The organism is Spirochaetota bacterium, from assembly GCA_038043445.1.
Classification (GTDB): domain Bacteria; phylum Spirochaetota; class Brachyspiria; order Brachyspirales; family JACRPF01; genus JBBTBY01.
The window spans coordinates 16,466-39,910 of the sequence record JBBTBY010000021.1; the positions used below are offsets into that span (position 1 = coordinate 16,466).

At 55.5% G+C, this 23,445-nt stretch carries 14 protein-coding genes; 4 read left to right on the forward strand and 10 right to left on the reverse strand.

The window, feature by feature from the left end:
- Nucleotides 1–12: 12 nt before the first annotated feature.
- The 4 genes from AABZ39_03100 to AABZ39_03115 all read right to left on the reverse strand — a co-directional run bounded on the left by AABZ39_03100 (nucleotide 13) and on the right by AABZ39_03115 (nucleotide 4,713).
- Nucleotides 13–561, reverse strand: a complete 549-nt coding sequence (locus AABZ39_03100) for a GDYXXLXY domain-containing protein (GenBank protein MEK6793737.1) — start codon at nucleotides 559–561, stop codon at nucleotides 13–15.
- Nucleotides 558–1,910: a DUF2157 domain-containing protein gene (locus AABZ39_03105; protein ID MEK6793738.1), complete on the reverse strand. Its 1,353-nt coding sequence runs from the start codon at nucleotides 1,908–1,910 to the stop codon at nucleotides 558–560. Before AABZ39_03105 ends, AABZ39_03100 begins: the two co-directional genes overlap by 4 nt.
- Before the next feature lie 54 nt (nucleotides 1,911–1,964).
- On the reverse strand, nucleotides 1,965–4,157 hold the full coding sequence (locus AABZ39_03110; protein ID MEK6793739.1) for a LamG-like jellyroll fold domain-containing protein: 2,193 nt from the start codon (nucleotides 4,155–4,157) through the stop codon (nucleotides 1,965–1,967).
- 106 nt (nucleotides 4,158–4,263) lie between these two features.
- On the reverse strand, nucleotides 4,264–4,713 hold the full coding sequence (locus AABZ39_03115) for a hypothetical protein (GenBank protein ID MEK6793740.1): 450 nt from the start codon (nucleotides 4,711–4,713) through the stop codon (nucleotides 4,264–4,266).
- A 119-nt stretch (nucleotides 4,714–4,832) separates the two neighbouring features.
- Between AABZ39_03115 and fucK the strand changes: the two genes are divergently transcribed.
- On the forward strand, nucleotides 4,833–6,335 hold the full coding sequence (gene fucK / locus AABZ39_03120) for an L-fuculokinase (protein ID MEK6793741.1): 1,503 nt from the start codon (nucleotides 4,833–4,835) through the stop codon (nucleotides 6,333–6,335).
- A gap of 983 nt (nucleotides 6,336–7,318) precedes the next feature.
- Complete coding sequence (locus AABZ39_03125) at nucleotides 7,319–8,227, forward strand: Fic family protein (protein ID MEK6793742.1); 909 nt, start codon at nucleotides 7,319–7,321, stop codon at nucleotides 8,225–8,227.
- On the opposite strand, the gene AABZ39_03130 is transcribed toward AABZ39_03125, so the two are convergent.
- The 6 genes from AABZ39_03130 to AABZ39_03155 form a co-directional block, all read right to left on the reverse strand.
- Entirely contained in the window at nucleotides 8,224–10,044 is a 1,821-nt protein-coding gene (locus tag AABZ39_03130; GenBank protein MEK6793743.1) for a DUF3604 domain-containing protein, read from the reverse strand. The two genes, AABZ39_03125 and AABZ39_03130, sit on opposite strands and share 4 nt — an antisense overlap.
- Before the next feature lie 35 nt (nucleotides 10,045–10,079).
- A complete protein-coding gene (locus tag AABZ39_03135) occupies nucleotides 10,080–11,297 on the reverse strand; it encodes a cellulase family glycosylhydrolase (GenBank protein ID MEK6793744.1) in 1,218 nt (405 codons plus the stop codon).
- 26 nt (nucleotides 11,298–11,323) lie between these two features.
- Nucleotides 11,324–14,203, reverse strand: coding sequence for a beta-N-acetylhexosaminidase (locus AABZ39_03140; protein ID MEK6793745.1), 2,880 nt, complete (start codon nucleotides 14,201–14,203; stop codon nucleotides 11,324–11,326).
- 100 nt (nucleotides 14,204–14,303) lie between these two features.
- Nucleotides 14,304–16,364 (reverse strand): SGNH/GDSL hydrolase family protein, encoded by a 2,061-nt coding sequence (locus AABZ39_03145; protein ID MEK6793746.1) that lies wholly within the window; start codon nucleotides 16,362–16,364, stop codon nucleotides 14,304–14,306.
- Complete coding sequence (locus AABZ39_03150; GenBank protein ID MEK6793747.1) at nucleotides 16,361–19,222, reverse strand: glycoside hydrolase family 20 zincin-like fold domain-containing protein; 2,862 nt, start codon at nucleotides 19,220–19,222, stop codon at nucleotides 16,361–16,363. The genes AABZ39_03145 and AABZ39_03150 overlap by 4 nt, the downstream gene beginning before the upstream one ends.
- Before the next feature lie 123 nt (nucleotides 19,223–19,345).
- Nucleotides 19,346–20,308, reverse strand: a complete 963-nt coding sequence (locus tag AABZ39_03155; GenBank protein MEK6793748.1) for an AraC family transcriptional regulator — start codon at nucleotides 20,306–20,308, stop codon at nucleotides 19,346–19,348.
- 212 nt (nucleotides 20,309–20,520) lie between these two features.
- Between AABZ39_03155 and AABZ39_03160 the strand changes: the two genes are divergently transcribed.
- Both AABZ39_03160 and AABZ39_03165 read left to right on the forward strand, forming a co-directional pair.
- Nucleotides 20,521–21,423: a hypothetical protein gene (locus AABZ39_03160; GenBank protein ID MEK6793749.1), complete on the forward strand. Its 903-nt coding sequence runs from the start codon at nucleotides 20,521–20,523 to the stop codon at nucleotides 21,421–21,423.
- 12 nt (nucleotides 21,424–21,435) lie between these two features.
- Nucleotides 21,436–23,436, forward strand: a complete 2,001-nt coding sequence (locus AABZ39_03165; protein MEK6793750.1) for an extracellular solute-binding protein — start codon at nucleotides 21,436–21,438, stop codon at nucleotides 23,434–23,436.
- The last annotated feature ends 9 nt before the right edge of the window (nucleotides 23,437–23,445 follow it).

Sequence of the window (23,445 nt, forward strand, 5' to 3'; positions counted from 1 at the left end):
AAAGGTCCCGCGTCAGTTGCTGCCGTGTTTCCTGACGTATGCAAGTATCGGCATGCCTTCCACGATGACATCCCTGAGCACGGTCGTCCCGTTCCTGCCGACGACAACGAGCGCATGGGCTTCAATATTCCGTCTGCGCGCCGCGTTCCAATATGCCCGTTCTGCGGGAAGCGCCGCATCCTCCGGGAGATAATACCGGGAGAACGGGGGTACTACCCACACATGGCCGTTGTACGCCGAACTGATCTTCATGGTCATGTACGGAACCGACGGTACGGATGCCGAGATGTTCGTGATGACGGCATAGCCGTTCGTATCGACAGCGAGCATGGCATGGACGGACTGATGACGTGCGAAATTACTATGCCCGACATCGATGCGCATGCCGCGGAACGAAAGCGCGAGATAGCGCCCCTGGAAGATATCGACGGGATCGATCGGTGCGACGGGGAATCGATAGGCCGTGCCGGTGACGACGGTCATTTCATGCGAGATCAGAATGCCGGCGATGACGGCTATCTGCGCGAGAGCGACCGCGATGAAGAGCGCCGTACGTTTCATGCACGGCCCCGCTTGAACATGCGCGCAAGCACCGCGTTGGTCACGAGAAAGGACGCTCCGATGATGAGGAATATCACCGCGCGGATAAGGAGCGACATATGCATGTCCACGAATCGTGCGCCGATAAGCACGGCGAGAATGAGCATGCCGCCGTTGACGATGCCCTGCCGCGTATACCGTATCCCGTGCACTATCGCGGCGACGCCGAGCACGAATGAATAGAGGTTGAAGATGGATATCGGGTGGACGGGCGCCTTGAACATGGCGAGGAGATAGCAGCCAAGCGTGACGAACGGGAGCGCGCCGAAGACGAGTACGATGACGCGCCGGTGCTTCCGAAGGGCGACAATGAAGAGATGCACAGCGAGGGAGAAGAGGCCGATGAGAAGGATATAGTCCGGTATAGCGGCGAACGAGTGGAAGCGGCCGCCGGCGCGGTAATGGTGAATGCCGACATTGTACCAGCAGTCACCGAACGTGAAGATGAGCGATATGACGGCAGTGCCGATCGCCCCGATGATATAGAACGGACGCTGCCATATCGTGGGGGCTTCTTCGAACCACATGCCGCCGATGAGAAAGAGTATGGCGAGATATGAGCTGTAGATGATGACCCACAGCCCCGGCACGACCTTCTCGAGCGAAATGCCGATCGATACGCACGCGGCGAGCGAATATCCCCACGCGATGAACGATGAGCGGACGCTGTAGGGGTTCTCGCGGAAGTGGCGTATGAAATGCCATGCAATGACGGCGGCAAGCGGCCAGAAAATGAGCGCATGGCCGCCCTCGCTCTGCGCATACCCCGCCCAGGCCGTTATTCCAACGATATAAAGCAGCGCCGGTGCGCTTGCATTGAGGAGATACACGAGCGGTACGGCAAGGAGCATCCAGGTGAGCATGAACGCACCGGTATCCGCCGGGATATGGTATATCTGACCGATGACAGCGATGACGGCACCGATGAAGAGGAAATGCACCGTCCCCGCGCTTTCACCCCACGCCCGGGAGCTTCGCTTCACGAAATAGGCGTACGCGCTCGCGGCAATGCCTGCGGCAAGGAGGGCGAACGTGAGGACGGTCTTTATCGATCTCGTCATCGCCCCCCAGTTGTACGCGATGAGCAGCATGATGCCGAGCCCCACCAGCACGGACCCGGCGATACCGAACACGATGAACGCCGTGTTCCGGCGGTCGCCCGCTGCGCGCGAGTCGTAGTAGCGGCGTATATCGTCGGCGGTTTTTGCGGATATGACATTGGATGAGATGAGGACAGGCAGCTCGGAAAGAAGATGGTTGATGAACGACCGGCTCGGCGATGCGGTTTTCGGTGTATCGTCCCTATCCATCGGCATGCTTCATACTATATGTCTATCGATACGGCGTGTCAATCATGATCCTCGCTATTTCCGTACGGTAATGCCTGCCATGCTGTGTTTCGGCATATCGACGCTGAACATGCCGTCGGAGGACGGCAGCGTATACGCTACGATGCGCACCGGTTTCTCTTCGGCGCCCCAGCCGTCGAAATTCTGAGCGGCAAGCGACGCCCCGATGAGAAGCGAAACGGCGGCGTTCGCACCATCCGACCGAAAGCGCACCCGATTGGCGTTCTCCGGATCGAGATTGATGGCGATGCAGTAGCGGTTCGTCTCATCCTCTGACGCGAAAAGGTATATCGCCGGGATAGGTTCTCCGTCGATGTTCAATGCCGGCATGATATCGGTCCTGTGCAATGAGCGCTTCGTGCCCAGGTGATTCCCCCACAGACGAAGGGCGAGCATGGCAGGGTGCTCGAGCGGTGCGTCCTTTGCGAGCTCTTTCTTCGTCCAGTACCAGAGCGTCTGTATGTCACCGAGGGAATGGACGATCGCTATCTCATTCATGGTATTCTCGATGATCTTCCCGAGATAGTATGCCATAGTGATGCCGTTGCCGAGCGAATAGAAGAATCCCTGTTCGGGGCGTATCTTCCCGCTTGAACCCGGCACCGAGTACCCGAAATTGCATCCCCATTCGGTCACCGCGATGCGCACCGAACGGTCATAGGTGTTAACAGCATCGTACTGGCTCTGCATGCCCTCCTGGCGGGCGATCTTGGCGAGCGTTGCACGATACATCGAGGCGGCATCGGTGTTCGACGGGGCGGAGATATACGGATGCGGCGCAAGGAGATCGAAGCTCCCTTTGGCGATGGTGAAAAGCGCCTTGTTCCATGATACGGGCTCGTTCACCACGTTCGTGCGCGGCGTCCAGTTCGGGTCGTCCTTGAAGTTGAGCCAGGTCGCATTGAACGGACCCACCGTGCTGTTGCAGCCGCAGGCGATGATCTCGATCGATGGATCGACGGCTTTCATCGCTTTTGAATATTCAGCGACCGTTACGGCGTATTCCTCGGGCTTGAGCCATATCCAGACCTCGTTGCCTATCTCCCAGTATTTGACGTTCCATTTCTTCTCGATGTTCGCAACGCGCACCCACGCGGCGGCCCATGCGGCGGCGGCGTGTATGTCGGAACGTTTCGTCGGGTTCACGCGGTTGTCGATGGAGCCGCCTTTGCTCCCGGTGTTCACCTGGAATATCGGTTCGGCGTTCACCGCGCGGCATATCGCGATGAACTGTTCCGGTGTTATCACATTCGTTTCGCCGGTGGCGAAATAGCTCTTCGCGGGGTTGTCCCATATGTAGTGATCGGCCCACGTGCCGCCGGGGTAGCGGAGCATGCGTATCGGGACGCTTTTCCAGGTATCAAGGAGCGATGCGCTTTTCATGCGCGCGCGGACAGGCGTTGCGAAGAAATCGAATTGGCTTCCCGTAAGGAAGGGGCTTATCCGCTCATCCCCGGATCTCGTACGTACGGTGATGACCGCGTTCGGCGTTACGTGCGGTATGTGTTCCCTTGCCGCAGCGGATGATGCGTCGAGAAGTGACTTCCCTGCGGAAAGATCATCCCGCACTTCGTCGGCGCTGAGCGCGCGTGCGTATATCCCGACCTCATCGATGGTCCCGCTGAAGCCGCTGGTGCCGGACGCGTCGAACGCCCCGATGGAAAGATCCGCCCTTGACGGGAGTATATCGCCCGTACGCGGAAGTGTGCCGGCGGGCGCGCCGTCGATGTAGATGTTCATCGATGCGCCGTCATACGTACAGGCGGCGTGATGCCACTCGTTCATCGACAGAGCGCTGCTTTTGAGCGCATATCCCCACGGCTTTTCCGCCGAGGGTATCTGCCACGTCAGCGTGTTCGCTGTGCAGGTGATGCGATACCCTTCCTTCCCGGACGATTTTTTTGCAAAGATCTGTTTATCGCTCTCCGATCTCGCTATCCGTATCCAGAACATGACGGTGATATGCGGTGTGCTGAGCGCTTGGGCGTTCGGTATCGTGACGACGGATTTCCCATTGCACTGAAGCGCGGTGCCGGATATCCCGCGTGTCCATGATGCGCCGGAGGCTTTACCGTTCAAACCGTTCCCGCTCGTGTCGGCGATGATGGTGCCGCTCCCTTCATCGAATCGCAATGAGAGAACGCTGTCGTCGGCCGGAGCGAGCGTTACGCAGGCAATGGCGGTGATGAGAAAAAGATGCAGATTCATTCCATGCTCCGTGGATAACATGCGCTGCGGTTGTGAATAAAAAACGGGACCCATGGCCCCTCGACTTCGCGCGGTGACCGTGAGCCCCGTTCTCAATGCTGCATTGTTATTTCTTTTTGCCTGCGCCTTTTCCCTTGCCTTTCGCCTTCTCGTTCTTCGAGTCGGCTTTCGTTTTGAGCGCCTTGAACTCGGGGGAGCCCGGCTTTACACCGAGTTCCTTCGCTATCGCGCCCCAGCCTTTTGTCTTGTTCGCCGTATATACTTTCACGGCCTCATCGATGGGCTTTTTCGCGGCTGTTGCGAGTTCGGCGATCATGAACACTTCCGCCGGCTCCATTTTCTGCACGGTGATGAGCGAATCGAGCTTGACGACAGGGATCGCATAGGCAGCTGAAAGATCGGCGGTGAAGATCTTCACATCGGCCTTCGCGGTTACATTGAGATTGTTAAGCGAGAGATCGAGCGATGCGTCGCCCGTGTTGAAATTGAAGCTTCCCGTGATCTGTGCGGCGAGCATGCCTGCGGCCGCAAGGGAGAGAATAAAGAATTTCTTCATAGCGAACCTCCGAAAAATTGATGCTTGATTGTATCGCCGGGAGAATATATTGTCAATGTTCTGCTTGAAACCTTGACAAATCGGACAAGCGCGGTACTATCCGGAACAAGGAGCCTTCCATGAAAAAGACCGTCATCGTTATGGACTGCGGTGCCACCAATGTGCGCGCCATCGCCGTGAGCGAAAGCGGCGAACTTCTCGCCATGCATTCATTCCCGAACAATACGCAGCCGGACCCGGAGACGAAGGGCTGCCTCATCTGGGACGTGAACGAGATATGGGACAAGCTTCTGCGTTCGACACATGAAGTGCTGAAAAAGATAGACAAGAAGTCCATTGTCGGCGTAACCGTGACGACGTTCGGCGTTGACGGCGCACCGGTCAAGAAGGACGGCTCCTTCGTGTACCCGGTCATTTCCTGGGCATGCAGTCGCACGCAGCCGGTCATGGATGCTATCAGTAAATACATACCGCTTTCAGAGCTCTATCGTCTCAACGGGCTTCAGCCGATGCATTTCAATACCATCAATAAGCTCATATGGTTCAAGGAGAATCGTCCGAAAGTGCTCGACGAAATGGACAAATACGTTCTTATCCCGTCGATATTCCTCCATAAACTATGCGGCGAATACGTGACCGATACATCGATGGCCGGTACATCCATGCTTACCGATATCACGGGGCGCGGCTTTTCCGAACGTATCCTTTCCGCCATAGGCGTATCGAAAGAGAAGTTCCCGCGCATGGTGGAACCGGGTACTGTCGTCGGCAAGGTCACGAAAGAGGGCAGCGCTGCGACAGGTATACCCGAGGGTGTTGCCGTCATCGCCGCCGGTCATGACACGCAATTCGCCATCTTCGGTTCCGGCGCGAAAGAGAATGAGCCGGTCTTAAGCACAGGTACATGGGAGATACTCATGGCCCGCACGCGCGGCTACAAGGCGGACGACGGTACGCTCGCGAAGGGTGTTACCACCGAATACGACACCATGCCCGGGCTCTACAACATGGGCGTGCAGTGGATAGCGTCCGGTGCGCTTGAATGGATAAAGAAGATGTTCTATGCGAAGGAAGCGGACTCGAAGAACATATACGATACGATGATAAGCGAAGCGAAAGCCGTTCCTGTCGGATGCGACGGCGTTCACCTTCATCCATGTTTTGTTCCGAAGGTAGGCCCCTCGGCGATATACAATACGCATGGGAGCATGTTAGGTCTTACGCTCACATCAACGCGCGGTCATATCTATCGCGCCATGCTCGAAGGGCTCGCTGCGCAGACAAAGGAAGCGCTCGCTATACTTGAAACCGCCGGCAATTTCAAGGCGAAATCGCTCATCTGTGTGGGCGGCGGATCGAAGAATGCGCTCTGGAATCAGATGCGCGCGGATTTTCTCGGCATACCGGTGAAGCTCATCGAGCAGAAGGAAACGACGGTGCTCGGTGCCGCGCTCTTTGCGCTCGCGGGAGCCGGTGTGTTCAAGAATGCCGATGAGGCGCGCGATGTCATCAAATACGGCGGAGAGACGTTCACGCCGGGTGCTGATGCGTCGAAGTATGTGCCGGTCTATGAGCGTTTCGTGAAACTTGCCGCGGCATTGGCGCCGATATATCGCGCGTAGCGCACACGCTCGTTTACACTGCCCACACCGGGCTTGACCATCCGACATGGCCGTCGCGCTGAGTGCCGTCTCTATTCATCGTTTTTTCCTACGTCGCGTCTTTGCGTCGTCGCGTGATGCCTTCTTTTTCCGTATGGCATGGGAAGAATGATCTCGCAACGACGCAACGAAATTCATACCCATCCTTCTCTGCGCCCTCAGCGACTCTGCGAGCCCCCGTGTTTATTTCCATATATTCTGATTTTCGCCGCAAAACAAACACTCACCCCTCAGCTAATAAAACGTTGTTTAGAAGAAAATGTATTTGCCGCTCCCCTCTCTCACAGGGAAGTGAGAGAGGGGAGAACATGTCGGTATGCAAAAATACTTTCAGGCTGATTATTGATTTATTCCGTGTTTAATATTATGTGCAGCAAGGGGTATACCGACAACGTCACCCGTGGCGCCTAGGCCTTCCCTGGCCGGCACCAACTGCGCCCTTCTTGGCGCACGCGGAGAGATCCGCGCTATATAAGATCATGGAAGCGCATTACGACACGTTCCGTGAAGAGTATAATGTCGTCTACGGCGAGCAATACGGCACATTTATTTGAGCGCAGTAACGCTCAAATAAATGTAAGGGGGGAGATCATGCGGGCTCTCTGTGGGTGCGTTGTGAAGAAGTCAACATTCTTTGTCATTACATTTAATTTGAACGTACTCGTTCAAATTAAATGTGCGGGAAATAAAATATCGGTGACTTCGGGCGAAATGACGATGCGTGAAGGGGTGAGACGGGGTATGATCACGGATAGACGCGGGTGGACGATGGAACGGAGCTGAGCCGGGGTTGGATTTGACAGGAATTCGGCGGGTGGTATACTGGGCCGTGTAAGCGTGGCGGCTATGGCTATCCGTAGCGCCTAGGCCATCCTTGGCGCACGCGTGCGCCTGTAAGGCGCTGCCTGGCGGCGTAGCCGCTACGGAGGCGGCGATGGTGACGAATGAAAACTCCTTCTTCTCTTAATAAAATGAACAGGCAGCAAAAAATATCCATACGTTTTTTTGACGACCGTGAAGTACGAGCTTTATGGGACGAGAAAAATGCCAAGTGGTGGTTTTCAGTGCTGGATATTGTAGCCGTTCTTACCAACCAAAGCGACTATACCAAAACTCGAAACTATTGGAAATACCTTAAAGCCAGACTGAAGAAGGAAAATAGTGAAGTGGTTAGTGCCACTACCCAGTTGAAACTTCACGCACCAGACGGCAAAAAGCGTTTATCTGATATGCTCGATTATAATGGAATTATCGCATTAGGTAAACAGTTTCCTGGAAAAAAGGCAAACCGATTTATCGAATGGTTTACCTATAGTGATGAAAGCATAGACGGAAAAAGCAAAATAAAGGCCTATGCGCTGTTTGAAAGTTCATTGATCGGCAGCATAGAGATCGGTACGATCAAAGGTTTACAACAGATCCACGCGTATCTGCTTGGCGGCTTGTATGATTTTGCCGGGCAGATCAGGCAAAAAAACATTTCGAAGGGCGGTTTTCGATTTGCCTCATCACAATTTCTTGGGACCACATTAAAACAAATAGAAGCTATGCCGGAAAATTCATTCGATGAAATCGTCGAAAAATATATAGAAATGAACATTGCGCACCCATTTATGGAAGGCAATGGCAGAAGCGCCCGAATATGGTTGGATCTGATATTGAAAAAACGCCTGAGGAAATGTGTCGACTGGAGCAAAATAGCCAAAACGGATTATATGGACGCAATGGTAAAGAGCGCTGAAAACAGTAACACGCTGAAAAAGTTGCTGAAGAATGCACTTACCGGCCAAATCAACAGCCGTGAGATGTTTATGAAAGGAATCGATCACTCATATTATTATGAGGAAAATTAGTCGCAGGTCCACACCGGGCTTGACCATCCGACATGGCCGTCGCGCTGAGTGATCCGCACGTAATATGAGGCTTTTCCGCCGATGTCTTTCCATTCCATCGATACTTCATCGCGGTTCGGTGATGCGCTATACACAACCGTTCCGTTCTTTACAATATCGACTCGTTCTATCATGTCTTCGCCGATCGCCCGGACGCTTACGATATTTTCCTTTGCAAACGGAGTCTCGCTTCCCATGATCGCACCGTTCACGCGGAAGTCGATGAGCATGCGCGTCCCCGTTGTGCCGTAACATCGTCGTGCGAAAAGCGCGTCGAATATATTTTCCCTCGTGAGCGACGGCGCGAGAACGCAGGCAAGCCCGCCGCCTTCGAACGTACGATTGCCCTGACCGGGCCGTCCGATGTGACAGTCGGTGCCGGCGATGATGCCCATGCGTACACCGTGCGCAAGCGAGGATCGATAGGCGCTGTCATTCCCTTCTTCCGAAGATCCCCAGCCGCTGTATATTTCCACCAGACGCTGATGCTCGCCGTTCGCGATATTCCAGTCCGCAGCGGCGAGATATTTCGGATGATGCGGTATGGCGATGTACGGCGTGTGTTCGTCATTGAGCATTCGATAGAGTCCCGGCGGGGATTTGCTCGTCTCTCCGTCGGCGGGGAAACACTTTCCATCGGCGCCGCGATAGTAAATATTGATATGCGGTACGCCGCCCCATTCATAGCCGAGGAGTGTGACGAATCTTCCCGGCTCGTTGAAGCGGGATGCCGCATCCCTTGTCATATCCCATTTTCTGTCGGCGGGATATACCATGCTCGGCTGATGCTTCTCAAAATGGTCGGAGAGCGCTGCAAAATCGAGACCGAGCGTGTCGCGTGCGAAGCGGTAGGCATCGTCGGTGCTCCGTATCGCATCGGATAATTCGGTGTGCGTATGTATCTCACCGAAATATACATTGTTCCCGTCTGCCCAGACGCCGCGTACAGACGGATTGCTTTTGCCGGCAATGCCGGACGTCTCATTGATGACAGTCACACATCGATGCGTGTTCTGTTCATGTGCAATGATCTTTGTGGTGCCGTCAACGTCCGTGTGATTGAGCGATGCATCGACAGCAGTTGCGCGAAGGGGGAGCGTTTTTTCTGTGCTGCATGCCGGTACGGTCACTCGGTATCGCTCCGGCGTTCCGCCGACGACACGAACGGTCGGGTGGGGAAGGATCGCGGCGTATTGTCCGTCTCCGGCAGCGTCGACAGCGACATTGAAGTGATACGTGCCGTCAAAGTCTATCGGCAGTACGCCCTGCCCGCAGGTGTCGCCGATGACGAAATGAAGCGGCGTTCCCGCACGGAGAGGTTTATCGAGTATGGCGATATCGGCGACAACGTGAACCGAACCGGCGGAGGTGATAGTCCCTTCGATAACTGAGTCTCCCTCGCTGTGTGCGCTGATATGACTTGAAACATAACCGGGATAGGTGTTCGGCGAGCGCCAGAGAAAGAATGTCGTTGCGTCGCGTTCCTGCGCAATTCCGCCCCAGAATTCCGGAAGGAAAAGAATGATATGACCTCCGATGGAGATATCATGTTCTGCGGTAATGGTTATCGTTACGGACGAGCGTCGCCCGGAGATGACGGTGTCTGGCTCTGCATGCGCTTTCGCTTTCGCAGCCGGTTTTGTCAAGAGCTCGCGCCAGATCGAACGTATCTCACCGCGCGTCCATACGCGGCGGTGTTCTTCTGTCGGGAGGGAACTTGTGATCATGAGCGGCATCATGCCGTTGTTCCTGAATTCTGTGAATGTTCCTGTCTTCATACGTCACCTTCGATCATCGGTCCGCTTACGAGCGACTATCGTGTGTTCTTCTTCCATGCTTCAATGAGCACTTTCAAGCGTTCGGTCATTTCACCGCCGTCAGAATTATTGCTGCCTTTTGATCCTGCACCGAACGTGGGGTTCCATCCGTTCCATCCGCGATATGCGAAATAGGACCAGCTGATGCCGTGCTTTTCAAATATATCGATACAGTCTTTCACCCACGCCGCTCCGCCGGGGGCCCATCGGACCACGCTGAACGCCCCGCACAGCATGATACAGTCGTTCTTTTTCTTGAATGCGACAGCCTCGGCGATGTTCGCCTCAAGCTCTTCACGTCCGATGTGTACTGCGGGGTTGCCTTTGAAGTTACGAAGACCCCCCGGATAGCTTTTGTTCGTATAATCATCCCCGACATATCCGCCGATGCCCTGATGGACATAACTGTGCGGATAATAGCCATGGAACACATACACGATTTTCGGGTCTTTGACCGGCGTGAACGATGAGAACCCTCCCGGCAGTCCCCACGGTGCGGGCATGATGAGTATATAGGTGTTGGTGTCATGCCGGCGTATCGCGCTCGTGACGAGCGGAATCGTGTTCGACTGCCAGCGTTCCACTTCTTCCTTTGTATTGGGCTCGTCCATCAGATTGATCCCGAGAAGCATCGGATGATCCCCGAATTCGTATGCGATATACGACGCGATTTTCATGGTCTCGTCCTCAAAACGATAACCGGCGCTCTGCCCCGGTTCAAGTTTCCAGTTCACAGAACGGCCGATGATCTTTCCCGATGCGGCAGCGATTATTTTGATATCGTATTTTTCGCCAAGATGCAGGGCTATTTTCAACCCGTTCAAATTCTGCCGATACGGCAGAAGTGCATCATCCGCAGGCACGGGGGGCGCATCCGTTCCGCGTTTCACATCCCATGCCGACCCCGCATCGACTGAAAGCGATACGGTGATAAGATTTACGCCCCACTCTTTGAATTTCCGGAACTGCGCCTCTTTGAGAAATCCGCCGGGGTCCTGGGTGTTGGCTCCGATCGGTGCAATAGAGAATGTGTATATGCCCCGCATGCCGCTCTTCGGCCAGTGTTTCTCCGCCGTACTTTTCGTCAGCGGTTTTTCGATGAGTGAACGTGCCTCGTCGGACACATCCCCGGCAATGGGTGATGCTTTCGATTGTGCAAAAACGGATGCGGCGAGGCTCAAACCGATGGCGATGAGCGCATGTTGAATGCTCATGATTTGCTCCTTGGAAGATCCGAATATTATTGCACTGCCGTGACCGCCACGAGACCTATCATGAGCCCGGGAATATTCTGCTTCGCAATTAGCTCTATGGAATCGATAGCGTCGTCCGGGTTCTGGTTCACCCATTCGTACGACTGAAGGTTGATCGCATCGCTGGACCTTGTTGCACATTCCCACGCGAGCGATGCATCCCAAGTGTATTGATACGCCCAATGCTGCCAGCTGTTCTTCCGCGGTGCTCCGCTCAGCCAATGGACAGCATTTCTGCTGTTGATGGGTATTTCTGTACTACTCCCGTTCGCATACGTTACGCGATACGAGCCGTATGTCATAGGTGTTACCGACGGCACCAAGAGCGTAAGCCCATGAAGGAGGACAATGCTCCTTGCTTTTCTGTTGATAGAGATACGCTTGCCTGTTGCGGGTACGTCAAGCTCGGTATTTCCGGACACGACGCATGCGTTCGTGATTGCATAGTCGACACCGATCATACGCTGTGATCCCATCGGCAGAAGCGAGAGGTCCATGTGCGATCCCCCGCCGAACCAGGCATTGCCGCCGGTAAGCGTTCTGTTCGCCGATGCGGCAAGATTTATCGGCGTGAACCGCGCCCCGTGCATGCGCGAAGGCTTGTCCTTGTCGATGATAGCTCCGGCAAGTACAGCCTGCGGTGACCATGATAATGCTTTCGGCTCCGGCATCGATGTGTTCCACGCATACATGACACCGAGCATGGAGTTCGCCGCGGGTGAGCGTGTTGCGAGGAACCCCCAGTCGGTCACAAGCACGCCTTGCTGGCCGATTGACTTTATCACCTGCGGTATAAAGTAGTTGTTCTCATTCTTGAGCCATGGACAGCCGATGACTTGGAAACCGTTCGTCGAAAAATAGTTGAATGAGAGATAGGTGGTATCGATGCTCGGCCGGTAATTGTAATGCCAATCGGTTATGATGATATCTTTGTTGAGCTTCTGGAGCGCCGGGTGCACGATAAGACCGCCGTAGTGCGGATTGCCGCTGTTGCAGTTCTCTACCCCGAGCTTCTCCCAATAATCCTTTTCAAGGAGAAAGTCCCCCCATATCATCGTCCGCACATTGCGTTTTTCCAGAAAGTCACGCGTCTTGTTCACATCGTTCGCGAAGAGATCGGCGGGATCCTTTGTCTTGCACACGGGGCAGACGACCATGCCGGCTATCTCATCATGGGCGATATGCATTGCATCGCATTGTGTCGCATCGATCACTTCGTTCAGAAGATCGAACACGAGCGGATATGTCTTGGGGCGATTCGGGCAATACGCCCCGTGCGGCCATCCTTTTTTCTGCCAGTCGGGGTCCTCGGCTATCTCGGGATGCGACTTGAGGAGGTCCATCACTTTGCCGTAGGTGAATACCGCAGGAATGAAACGGAGATGATATTTTTTCGCATACGCGGCCATCTCGGCGAGACTGCTTACGGGCAGCGCATCTTTTCCCGCCACTTCGGGATGCGACTTCCATGCGAGCTCGCCCCATTTGACCTGATAGACTATCGTGTTCGCTTTGAAGTATGAATATACATTCCGTATGAGGCGTTTCATTTCCGGGCCAGAATTCCTTCCCCCGCCCTCGATATAGAATCCGCGGAACGGGAGATCGGGTCTATCCTTGATCCGTACGGCAGGTATTTCGGCGCCGTTCGCGCCCGCGCGGATAAGCTGCCGCAAGGTCTGAGTGCCGTAGAGAACACCGGCGCCGTCGGCCCCGGCGATAAGGATTTCCTTCGGCGTGACGACGAGCGTATATCCCTCTTTTTCTGTTTCGCGTTTTTCGGCGATACCAAGCCGCTTGCTTGCAGCCTCCACCGATGCATCACCGTTCACGCCCATCGTAATGGGCGCCGCCTCTGAGCGCGTCATCGATACGCCGAAACGGGAGAGATCCTCGGCGAGCACCTCGAATGCGGCCTCGTGTATTCCGCAGGCGATCGCGACTTTCTGTGGAACGGCGAAAAATCCCTTATCCTTGATGTATGTTTTCGGTTCCGGGATGATGGTGCCCGCGTTCGGGTCTATCCTGTTCTCAGTGCGGTCGGCGCTCACCTCGGCAAGGCGCTTTGAAAGCCATGCGGCGTTCTCTCTTGCAGTGGAAAACTCACGTGCGGGCTCGCTGTCGTATCGCGAAAGGAGCGATCTCATGTACGCGATCGCTTTCGCAGAACTGCGTTCTTCTACGGTGCTGAAAAAGTCCGCTCGGGGAGAGAAACGTATATCGACGGTGCACTGCGACTTCATCCCTTCTGCGGGGACGTTCTCTATCTGATGGAGAAGCGAGAATGTTTTTCTTTCGTCCGGTCCCCAGGTGCGGTCGCAGAGCGAGCGCAGTTTCCACGGAACGCCGTCGTCACTGGTAAGCGTGAACGTCCATTCGCCGGACTTCGCCGAGAGGGTAAAGCTCTCGACGTCGATGGTTTTCCACCCATCGGCGGTCAATGTTGCATCGGGCTGTTCTTGACGCTTGACGACGGCATCGGTGAATAATCCCCTCGTCAGGAATAACTCCCAAACCGCATAATGCGCGCCCGAGTTCGGGGGCACGGCCGCCTCGAGTACGGCTCGTATGCCGTTGCTTGCCAGTGTGTACGTGATGACCGCGGATACAGGCGCGTTCTTCGGAGAACGGAATACTGATTTCACGCCTTCGGCCTTTCCCTGATAGCTGTCCGTCGGCTGCGGATATATCTTTTTCCAGCTTTTATCGGCTATGCTGAAGACGTCGAAAAGCATGGCCTGTTCCATGCCGAAACTGACTGTCGCGCTCAGCGGCGTTAGATCGAGCGCCGCCTGTCCGACGACAAGTCCGTTGACCGCGCAGGGCAGGCACAGCATGAGAAGGATGAATGTTCGGCGAAAGTTCATCGGCAGCTCCCTCGGATATTCTATGCCATAACAGTATAATGTAAATTAGATGGATGAACTTTGCTGTCTTTTCCCGTCTGTTTGCTGGTTTTTATATATCCTACTGAGATTCGATCACATACTGCCGCTTTTTCGGCTTGTTCACGGTATAGACCTCATCGAAGAGAGCCGCGATGTCCGACTCATATGCAGCGGCCTTCGGCCTCACCGCATTGTATTTCGCGATATAGGCTGTAACGCGAGACTTGCCCGCAGGGGATTCGACGTACTTTTTCACCGATTCGGCGTCCGTGGTGTCGACGCCGTTCTGACGGAGTATGGCCTCGATGTACGCTGCCCAGCGCATATCCGTTTCGAGCGCATGACGCTTGGCGTTCACTCGTGCGACATCGCGAGCCTGCAGCATCTGCGGTGTTTCGAAGAGGGCGAGATTTATTCCGCGATCCAGTTCCGCTGCTGTGAATGCACCGACAGGCAGGGTGTCGATCGAAAGGGCATACGATCCCGACGGAAGGCCCTTGATGCAGAGTATTTCGCGGTTGCAGTCGTCGGTAAAAGGTACGATGCGAAGCGCCGTCCGTGCCATGGTTTCGACGGGGAAGGGAAGCGCACCGGCGAACATTGAGAACGATACTCCTTTGCCGGTGAACGACAGGTCGGAGACAGCACAGCGGTCGAATGATGTAAGCTTTTTGCTTTTTGCATCGATAGTGACGGCGGACACGGTGGAGGGCACGCGTTGCGCCTTGAGAAAACAGTATGCCATGACGAGATTGCCGACCTCATCGGGGTGAACGCGGTCGTTCCCGATGGCAGTGAAAGCACCGCCGACGCTTTTCTGCGCTGTTGCATTGATATGGGCTATCGCCCCGTGCATATCGATGATCGATGCCCCGCGCGAAATGGCGAGACCTGATACGAAATTCGCGAAGATCTCAAGCGTGCCGTCCTTCCCGGTGAGCACTTTCGATGTAATATGTGTCGCCGTTTCTTCATACGGCGTGGGCGTGAAGGCGATGATGCGCTTGCCGGTCATGGCCGCAAGGCGGTCGAACACGTTCGTCATATCGACGGCATAGGTCGCGAGCATTTTTTCGCGATAGGCATTGAGCGCATCCGGTTTCGATGCGGGCGAATAGACGGCGTCGTAACCGCTGTCATTCATGCCGAGCATGACGACAGAGGCGGTGGGCGCCGGGGACGCCGTTGCGATATCCCAGTCGAAGCGCTTAAGCACATTGCGAGCGCTGTCGCCGCCGATGCCGCGGTTGATGAAGCGGACGCGGCGGTCGGGAAAACGTGTCGCGTAGAAGTCGGCGATGTACTTGATGTATGTGCCGCGATGCGTGATGCTGTCGCCGATGAAGCAGACGACATCGCCGTCGCTGAACGGCGGTACGGAGCGTTCGGATGGAAAGAATCGGTCGACATTCGCCATTGCAAGTGTTGAAAGATCCGGCGGGAGGCCGCTGATGATAAGTGCACTGATGTCATCTGCGGCGGCATCGGCGGTCATCTCGAATGAACATGCGTCGGTAAGGCCGTTCGTGGTGATGTTCTCGATGCTGTAAAGCGCATCGAATGTGCGCAATTCCTCGGGCCTCCATTTTGCACCGGTCGACGAGCGAAGCGCCCACGCGCCGGTGCGGGCTGAACGCAGTGTAAGACGCCACGGTTGCCTTGCCGCGAACGATATTGTCTCTGCCGTAAGCTTGAGCGTTGTATTTGCAGGATCGAGCAGCATCGAAGTCCCGTCGATATTCGCCTGACAGCCGAGGAATATCTTCTTCGCGAGGAATACATCGATGACCGCGTAATGGATATCGGTGCCGGGAGGGATATCGAAGCGTATATCCGCGCGAATGCCGTTTGAGAGCGGTGTGTAGGAGACGGAAACGGCATACGGCGAGCTCGTCGTCATATGGAGTACGCCGCCGTTGGTGTGTACCGTCCAGTCTTCACGGCCGATCGGAAAGAGCTTGTTCCATCCCTTGTCGGAGAGATATATCTCCATTTTCTCCAGAATGCGTTCCCCGTTCCTGTCGAATGTGCCGCCGGTGCCGTCGACTACTGCTTTTGCGGTGCCGTAGGTCATTGTTGCGGTGAAGATCGGCAATGCGGCTGCCGCGAGTATAATGAGAAAGCGAACAGTTGTTTTCATTGCACCGCCGTGAGTGCGACAAGGCCTATCATAAGCCCCGGAAGATCTTTCGCCTGCGCCTCGACAGAAATGATGGTATCATTCGGCCGCGGATTTATCCACTCATACGCCTGCAAATTCACAGCCTCTCCCCTGCGGGTAATGCCTTCCCAAGCACATGTTGAGTTCCATGCGAATTGATATTTCCATGATCCCCAGGGATTGACGCGGGGGGTAGTGCTTGTCCAGTGGACGGCGTTTTCCGTTGTTATCGGCACAGTGACGGACGTTCCATCCGAATATGTTACACGATAGCCGCCGAATATCTGTTTGAACACTGTCGGGTTCTCCACCGATACCCCGTGCAGGAACACAAGACCTTTTGACTTTGCGTTCACTCCTATCTTTCCGCTCACTGCATCCCCGCGTTTCGTGTTCGCCGCTGCAACGACAACACCTTTATCGCCGATGCGGTAGGGTATGCCGAGGAGACGGATATCGCCTTTCGGCAGATACGTGAGGTCCGAGCGTACGCTCAGCCCTATCCATGCGTTCGAATCGCCGATAAGCATTCGGTTGGCGGCAGATCCCAGGTTCACCGGGGTGAACGATGCGCCGAACTTCTGTGACGAACGGTCGCGGTTAAGCACTGACGCCGCGAAAACCGCCTGCGGATCGTAGGGGAGTGCCGATGGTTCGGGCGTCGCGCTGTTCCAGGAATATACGGCACCGAGCAGGGCGTTCGCCGATGGTGAACGCACCGCAAGGAAGCCCCAGTCGGTGACAAGTATCCCCGCCTGGCCGATCTCGCGGACCGCTTTCGTCAATGAGTAGTTGTTTTGGTCGTTATACCAGGAGCAGCCGATGACGCGGAAACCTTTTTCCGCGAAATGGGCGAGGGTCGGAAAATTCGTCGATGCACTGTACTGCCAATCGCAGATAATGACATCCTTGTGTATCGTATCAGCCGCAGGGTGAACGATAAAATTCCCGTATGAGGAATGACCGCTGTTCGCGGTGAATCCTTTCCATCGCGCTGTTTCAAGGATGAAATCGCCCCATATCATCGCCTCCACGTTCTTTCCCGCGAGAAATCCGTGTATCTTGTTCACATCGTTCGCGAAGAGATCGGCGGGTGCCATTGCCTTGCAGACGGGACAGGCGACCATTCCGCTTATTTCATCATGTCCGATATGCATAGCATCACATTTCGTTGCGTCGATGATCTCGCTCATGAGATCGAATATGAGCGAATACGATGCCTCGTTGTTCGGGCAGTATGTCCCTGCCTTGCCGATCTTTGCCGCCGCTGCATCTTCAGCGATGTCAGGGTGTGATTTCAGGAGATTTCCCACTTTCCCGTATGTGAACACCGCGGGTATCAATCGCATCTTGTATTTCTTCGCATAGTCGGCAATTGCCGTCAGCTCGCTTAATGCGATCGCGTTCGTTGCTGATACCTCGGGATGTGAACGCCATGCGTATTTGAGCCAGTTGATCTCTACCATAAGAACATTCGCTTTGTAATATGAATAGACATTGCGTATGAGATGGAACAACTCGTCACGTGATGCCGATGCAGTATTTTCCAAGTAGTAGCCGCGGAACTGCATGTCCGGCCAGTCGACGATACTGCATGCGGGAACCTCGGCCCCGGCCTTTCCCGGGCGTATGATCTGTCTGAGCGTCTGGACACCGTAGAGTACGCCGCGCGGACCGCTTCCGGCGACAAGTATCTCAGAGGGTGTGACCGCTATCGCATAGCCTTCGGCGCGTGCGAATTCATTGGTGTCGATACCGAGCCGTACGCATGCCGCCGCTACTGATGCATCCTTCGAGGGGACACCGATACGCATTGCACAAGCCTTTTCAGATATATCGGCACGGGCGGCCGTTGAACCGTAACGGGCGAGATCGAGCGTAAGCAATTCCAGCGCCGCGTCATGTTCCGTGTTGCATGCAATGTCCGCTTTTTTCGGGATCGGATACGCGCCGATCTTTTTTACATACCGTTTCGGCTCGGGTATGATGACACCGGCACGCGGATCGAGCCTGCTTTCGGCGAGGTCGGCGGTCAATGCCGCGATGCGCTGTGCGTAGAAGTCTGCACGCTTTGCTGCATCAACAGGCATTTCACCTGTGTTCAGACGATAGCGGTCGAGTATTTTTTTCATTGAGGATGCTGCCGCTTCCGACTGCTGCAGCAATGGGTCATAGCCGGGGGCCGGGGTGAATTTCGCCTCGATGCGGAGCTTTACGGAAATGCCTTCGGCGGGGATATTCGCCATTTGATTGAGGAGGGTGAACGTTTTACGTTCTTCCGCGCCCCAGCCGCGGTCGCAGGTGGAGCGGAGCAGCCACTTTGCCGGTCCGCTTGCGGCAAGGTCGAATGACCATTCGCCGATGGCGGTTCGTATGGAAAAGCGCTCGACTTCTATCGTGTCCCACTTTGATGTGCGCAAGGGAAGCAGCTGTCCGCCGTGGAGGACGATCGCATCGGCAAAAATTGAACGCGTCAGGTACACATCCCATACACCGAAATGTGCGCCGGTATTCGACGCTATCGTGACCGAATATTCCGCCGTGAATCCGTTCTCTGCGGCCGTGAATCGCGACTCACCCGCTATCGCTGCGTTCTTTTTTGTGCGCTGTATGGCGGACGACCCGTCGACGGAGACGGCCTCAAGCGCATCGCCGAACTTCGCACAGTTCCCCCAGGTAGACTTTGCCGTGTAATACGGGTCCATTTCGAATATCTTCACCGGCCCGTGAATGACACTTATCGCTGCGGCGGATATCTCAATGACCGTATTCCCGGATTCCACCTGTACGCCGAACGATAGTGATGCGCATATCAGTGCTCCGATGATCTTTTTCATACGATTCTCCTCGCGTCGTTGTGTGCAGGGTATAGGGATGAACGTGAGTGCATGATGGTAGTATATGAAAATTTCGGCCGGACGGGTTTGCTGTTTTTTCGCGGCTGTGTTGTGTTTTTTGCATTATCGGCCGTCGAGGTGTTTCCGCTTCAGGCGGAACGCCCCCGGCGAACGGCGTAATACGCGCTTGAACGCCACATTGAAGTGCGAGATATTGTGATACCCCACCTCATGCGCGATGCGGTTTATCGGGAGCGTCGTCCGTTCGATGAGCTCTTTCGCCCTGCGGACGCGAAGCCCATTCACATAGCCGTGGAGCGTATCGCCGCTGATGCGGTTGAATATCGTGGAGAAGTACGCGGCGGAAAACCCGAAGTGTTCTGCCACCGATGCGGAGGTGATATCGCCGTGCGCATGCTCGCGGATATAGGCGAGTATCTCATGAAAGCGGGCATTGTTCGCCGATCCGGTCTCAGTCTTCGGTACGGCCATGATGAGCACGTTCTTCAGGGCGTTAAGGACGATCTCGCGTTCGCCGCCCGTGTGGAACGTCTCGAGCATATGGAAGGCATACCATGCGATGCGTTTGAACGTGTCCTCATCGGGGTGCACGACGGTGAAATGCTCATGCGCTTCATAGTCGGCGAAGGGGACGAGGAGCGCATAGTGATCGGCCACGCGTGCATCATCGAGCGAGGTGTCGCTGTAGCCGAGCGCCGAGGGGAGAAAGCAGATATCGACGACGCGGAAGTCCTCCGAGCAGGATGAGAAGTAATGTGCCGATGTATTGCTGGTGAATACGATATCGCCCCGCGATATTTCGACATTGTGCGTGCCGTTCGTATGGACGCCGCGGCCGGCGACCGCGATGACAAGCTCGAGGAAGGTGTGGGTGTGCGGGAGTTCCCCGCCGGCGATCTTCGGCGCATAGGCGATGGGGTAGATGCCGAATTCCCGGAGATGGGGCTTGAACGATATGACCTCTTTTCCGCGCGTGAGGTTCGCCTGGAAGAGCGCTATCGATGAAGCATCATCGGGTATGCGGAACTCCCCGAAGATGGGGTCGGGCATGAACGATATTTGCATTCAGCCATCCTATCACGCATGTCGGCATTATCAAGGGTTGCCTCGGTATGACAGGCACGACACCTGCGCAAAGCATTCTGGATGATCGCGAAAGAAAAGAAAACCACTCTTTGAGAATTTTGAGAGCCTGCGAACGATTGACATTGACGGGTAAAGAATGTATCCTGACCACATGCCGCCCGTGTGTTCTGCCGGGCAGAGAAGGAGACACTATGCGTACGATGATACTCGTTGCATCGGCGATGTTGTTCATTGCCGGCTGCACATCCGCCGTGAAGCTTACGCCGTCCGAAGCGGACCGGTTCTGCCGCGAGGGATGGAACACGTTCTCGCGGGGGCTTTTCTCCGCTGCGGAGAAGAATTTCCGCACCGTCGTTACCGGGGCGCCGGCGGGTTCCACCGCATCGATAGCGAACGCATGCTATGGTCTCGGCATGGTATACAATTTCGGCGACAAGATCGACCGCGCACAGGCGAAGCACTTTTATGAGAAAGCCGCTCAAGGCACCAACGATACCACCGCATGGGCGCTCCTGGCGCTCGCGCGTCTTAAGGAAGTAGTTCCGATGGGGCAGACGCCGGATTATGAGGGTGCGCGCAAGGGATATCGAGACCTTGGTGCGCGCTTCCCGGGGCACCCGGCGGCGGAAGAGGCGTTCCTGCACCTCATGACGACGTATCTCATCACCTATCGTATCGAGGACGCAAAAGTGGCGCTCGCAGAAATAGAGGAGTATCTTCGGGCGAACCCCGATACCCCGTACAAGGAGCGGCTCTACGATATTCTCGCGAGCGCGTACAATAATATCAGCATGAATCTCGGCGCGGGCTCGACGCCGGCGGAGCGTATGGCGTTCCGCACCAAGGGCTTGGCGATAAACGCCGAGCGGCTTAAGATACTCAAGGAATACAAGAACTATCCGGTAGCCAACGACATCGCATCGACCTTGTGGAATCTCGGCTTTAATGCAGCGTTCGCCGTCGGCGATCTTGCGAAGGCAAGGGCATATCTCAACGAATTGATCACATCGTATCCCTACGATTTCCGTGCGCCGCTCGCAGCTATCGAGCTTAAGCGCTTTGACCGTATCGCGAAGACCGGCCGCATAGAGTAACGGAGATACACCATGAAAACGATCGAGATCGTCAAGAAATATTACGGCATCATCATCATCGTGCTCGCCTTCCTTGTGGCGGCGCTGGCGGTGGCGCTCAATAACATCGGCAATCCGTTCTCAGCGGCGGGGCATGTCGTTGAAAGCGGCGAGACCATCGATACTATCGCGAGCAATTACGGCATTACCGCGAAGGCTATCTACGATGCGAATTATCCCGACATCAATGAAAGGACGGTGATTACACCCGGGATGCGTCTCGCGATACCGGGCGGCGGCTTGGGCAAAAAAACATCCATCATGATAGTGCATTGGCAGGTGGAACCGGGTGTGCGCGAGAGCGTCGACTACATGGCGCGTGAATATGAGAAGCTCCATCCGAACGTCCACGTCGTGCAGAACGCCATGCCGTCGCAGACCTACGGGCAATGGTTCGTCACCCAGATGGTCGGCGGTAATCCCCCCGATCTCATCGAGATTGGGCAGGGCGTGCCGTACAATATCCTTATCCAGTACTATCTCAGATATTTCCATGCGATGACCGAGTATGTTTCGGCCCCGAACCCGTACAATAAGAACAACGAATTCGCGAACGTGCCCCTCAAGGACACCATGCGCGACGGCATGCGCCAGGCGTATGTCGCCGAGGTACAGGAATACATGACGATACCGCTTTCGTTCTTCATGATACGCCTGTTCTATAATCGCCAGCTCTACGCGAAGCTCACCGGCAAGACCTCGCCCCCGAAGGACTGGCGCGAATTCATGGCGGACTGCCGGAAGATACGCTCGCAGAAATTCCTCCGCGCGCCCGATGCCAAGCGCATAGCCGAGCTTACCAGGCGCATCGATGCGCTCGCAGGTCAGCCGACGCCGGAGGCCCTGGCAGAGATAAAGAACGGTCAGAAGGAGATCGATGCGATACGGGGGCGAAGCCCGCATTTCATTCCCCTTGCGAACACGGGCGGTTATTTCAATATGACGCGTCAGTACATGATAGACCCGGTCACGACGACCGTGCGCTACGATGTCGATCTCAACCGTGACGGACTGACACCCGGCGACGAGATGTATTTCGCCATGCGTCTCGGGAAAGTGAACATGAAGCACCCCGCATACATGGCGGCGTTCTCCATGCTCGATGACCTTGCGAAGACCGCGCTCATCGAAGGGTTCATCGGTCTCAATTATGACGACGGCCCGCTCATGTTCGTGCAGCAGCGCGCCGTGTTCTACGCCATGGGCACGTGGGACGTAACGTATGTGCAGAAGTACGCCGGTGAGAACGGCTTCGATATCGATGTGATAGATTTCCCGATCCCCGCGCGTGACGACCCCGAATTCGGGAAATTCGTTCAGGGACCGGCGATGGACCGCGCATTCCAGGGCTTCCCGTTCGCCTGCCCGACACCGCATGGCGCCCCTGAACGGAAGAAAGCCGCTATTGATTTTCTCCTTTTCCTTTCAGCGAAGGATAATAATGCGCGTCTGAACGCTGCGATAGGGTGGATGCCGTCGGTACGCAATATCGAGCTTTCCGGCATCCTTGCGCGCTTCAGCCAGCGCCTGGACGGCGTGCCGGGCGTCATGGAGTGGAGCGGGTTCGGCGGCGAGACGTCGATAAAATGGCAGCAGCTGTACAATCTCTTCCTCGTCGGTCAGATATCCTACGACAAATTGGCCGCTGAGTATCAGCCGTATTATATCAAGCAGAGCGTGAAGGATATACAGAACTGGTATAAGAATTCACAGATAGGGATACAGAGCGCGGAGAAGGCGCTCGCCATGCTCCGCTCAAAGGCGTTCGCAGCGCCGAGCCCTGCCGCACGCGACGAGTATTTTGCGAAATATCGGTTCGCCACACGGCGCTCGACCGGGCTTTCCCTCGGCTACTATCGTTCGCGGGGCTGGATGGAGGAGCTTGAGAAAAGCACGAATAACGTATCTCGTTTCAATCCGGCGGTAGCGCCGTATGAGTTCACCGCCGAGGCGCGGGCGAGGATAGCGCGATAGTAAGATACT

Excerpts from the sequence above, each read along its gene's own strand:
- AABZ39_03100 (MEK6793737.1), bottom strand. The coding sequence starts at position 561 with ATGAAACGTACGGCGCTCTTCATCGCGGTCGCTCTCGCGCAGATAGCC.
- AABZ39_03105 (MEK6793738.1), bottom strand. The coding sequence starts at position 1,910 with ATGGATAGGGACGATACACCGAAAACCGCATCGCCGAGCCGGTCGTTC.
- AABZ39_03110 (MEK6793739.1), bottom strand. The coding sequence starts at position 4,157 with ATGAATCTGCATCTTTTTCTCATCACCGCCATTGCCTGCGTAACGCTC.
- AABZ39_03115 (MEK6793740.1), bottom strand. The coding sequence starts at position 4,713 with ATGAAGAAATTCTTTATTCTCTCCCTTGCGGCCGCAGGCATGCTCGCC.
- fucK (MEK6793741.1), top strand. The coding sequence starts at position 4,833 with ATGAAAAAGACCGTCATCGTTATGGACTGCGGTGCCACCAATGTGCGC.
- AABZ39_03125 (MEK6793742.1), top strand. The coding sequence starts at position 7,319 with ATGAAAACTCCTTCTTCTCTTAATAAAATGAACAGGCAGCAAAAAATA.
- AABZ39_03130 (MEK6793743.1), bottom strand. The coding sequence starts at position 10,044 with ATGAAGACAGGAACATTCACAGAATTCAGGAACAACGGCATGATGCCG.
- AABZ39_03135 (MEK6793744.1), bottom strand. The coding sequence starts at position 11,297 with ATGAGCATTCAACATGCGCTCATCGCCATCGGTTTGAGCCTCGCCGCA.
- AABZ39_03140 (MEK6793745.1), bottom strand. The coding sequence starts at position 14,203 with ATGAACTTTCGCCGAACATTCATCCTTCTCATGCTGTGCCTGCCCTGC.
- AABZ39_03145 (MEK6793746.1), bottom strand. The coding sequence starts at position 16,364 with ATGAAAACAACTGTTCGCTTTCTCATTATACTCGCGGCAGCCGCATTG.
- AABZ39_03150 (MEK6793747.1), bottom strand. The coding sequence starts at position 19,222 with ATGAAAAAGATCATCGGAGCACTGATATGCGCATCACTATCGTTCGGC.
- AABZ39_03155 (MEK6793748.1), bottom strand. The coding sequence starts at position 20,308 with ATGCAAATATCGTTCATGCCCGACCCCATCTTCGGGGAGTTCCGCATA.
- AABZ39_03160 (MEK6793749.1), top strand. The coding sequence starts at position 20,521 with ATGCGTACGATGATACTCGTTGCATCGGCGATGTTGTTCATTGCCGGC.
- AABZ39_03165 (MEK6793750.1), top strand. The coding sequence starts at position 21,436 with ATGAAAACGATCGAGATCGTCAAGAAATATTACGGCATCATCATCATC.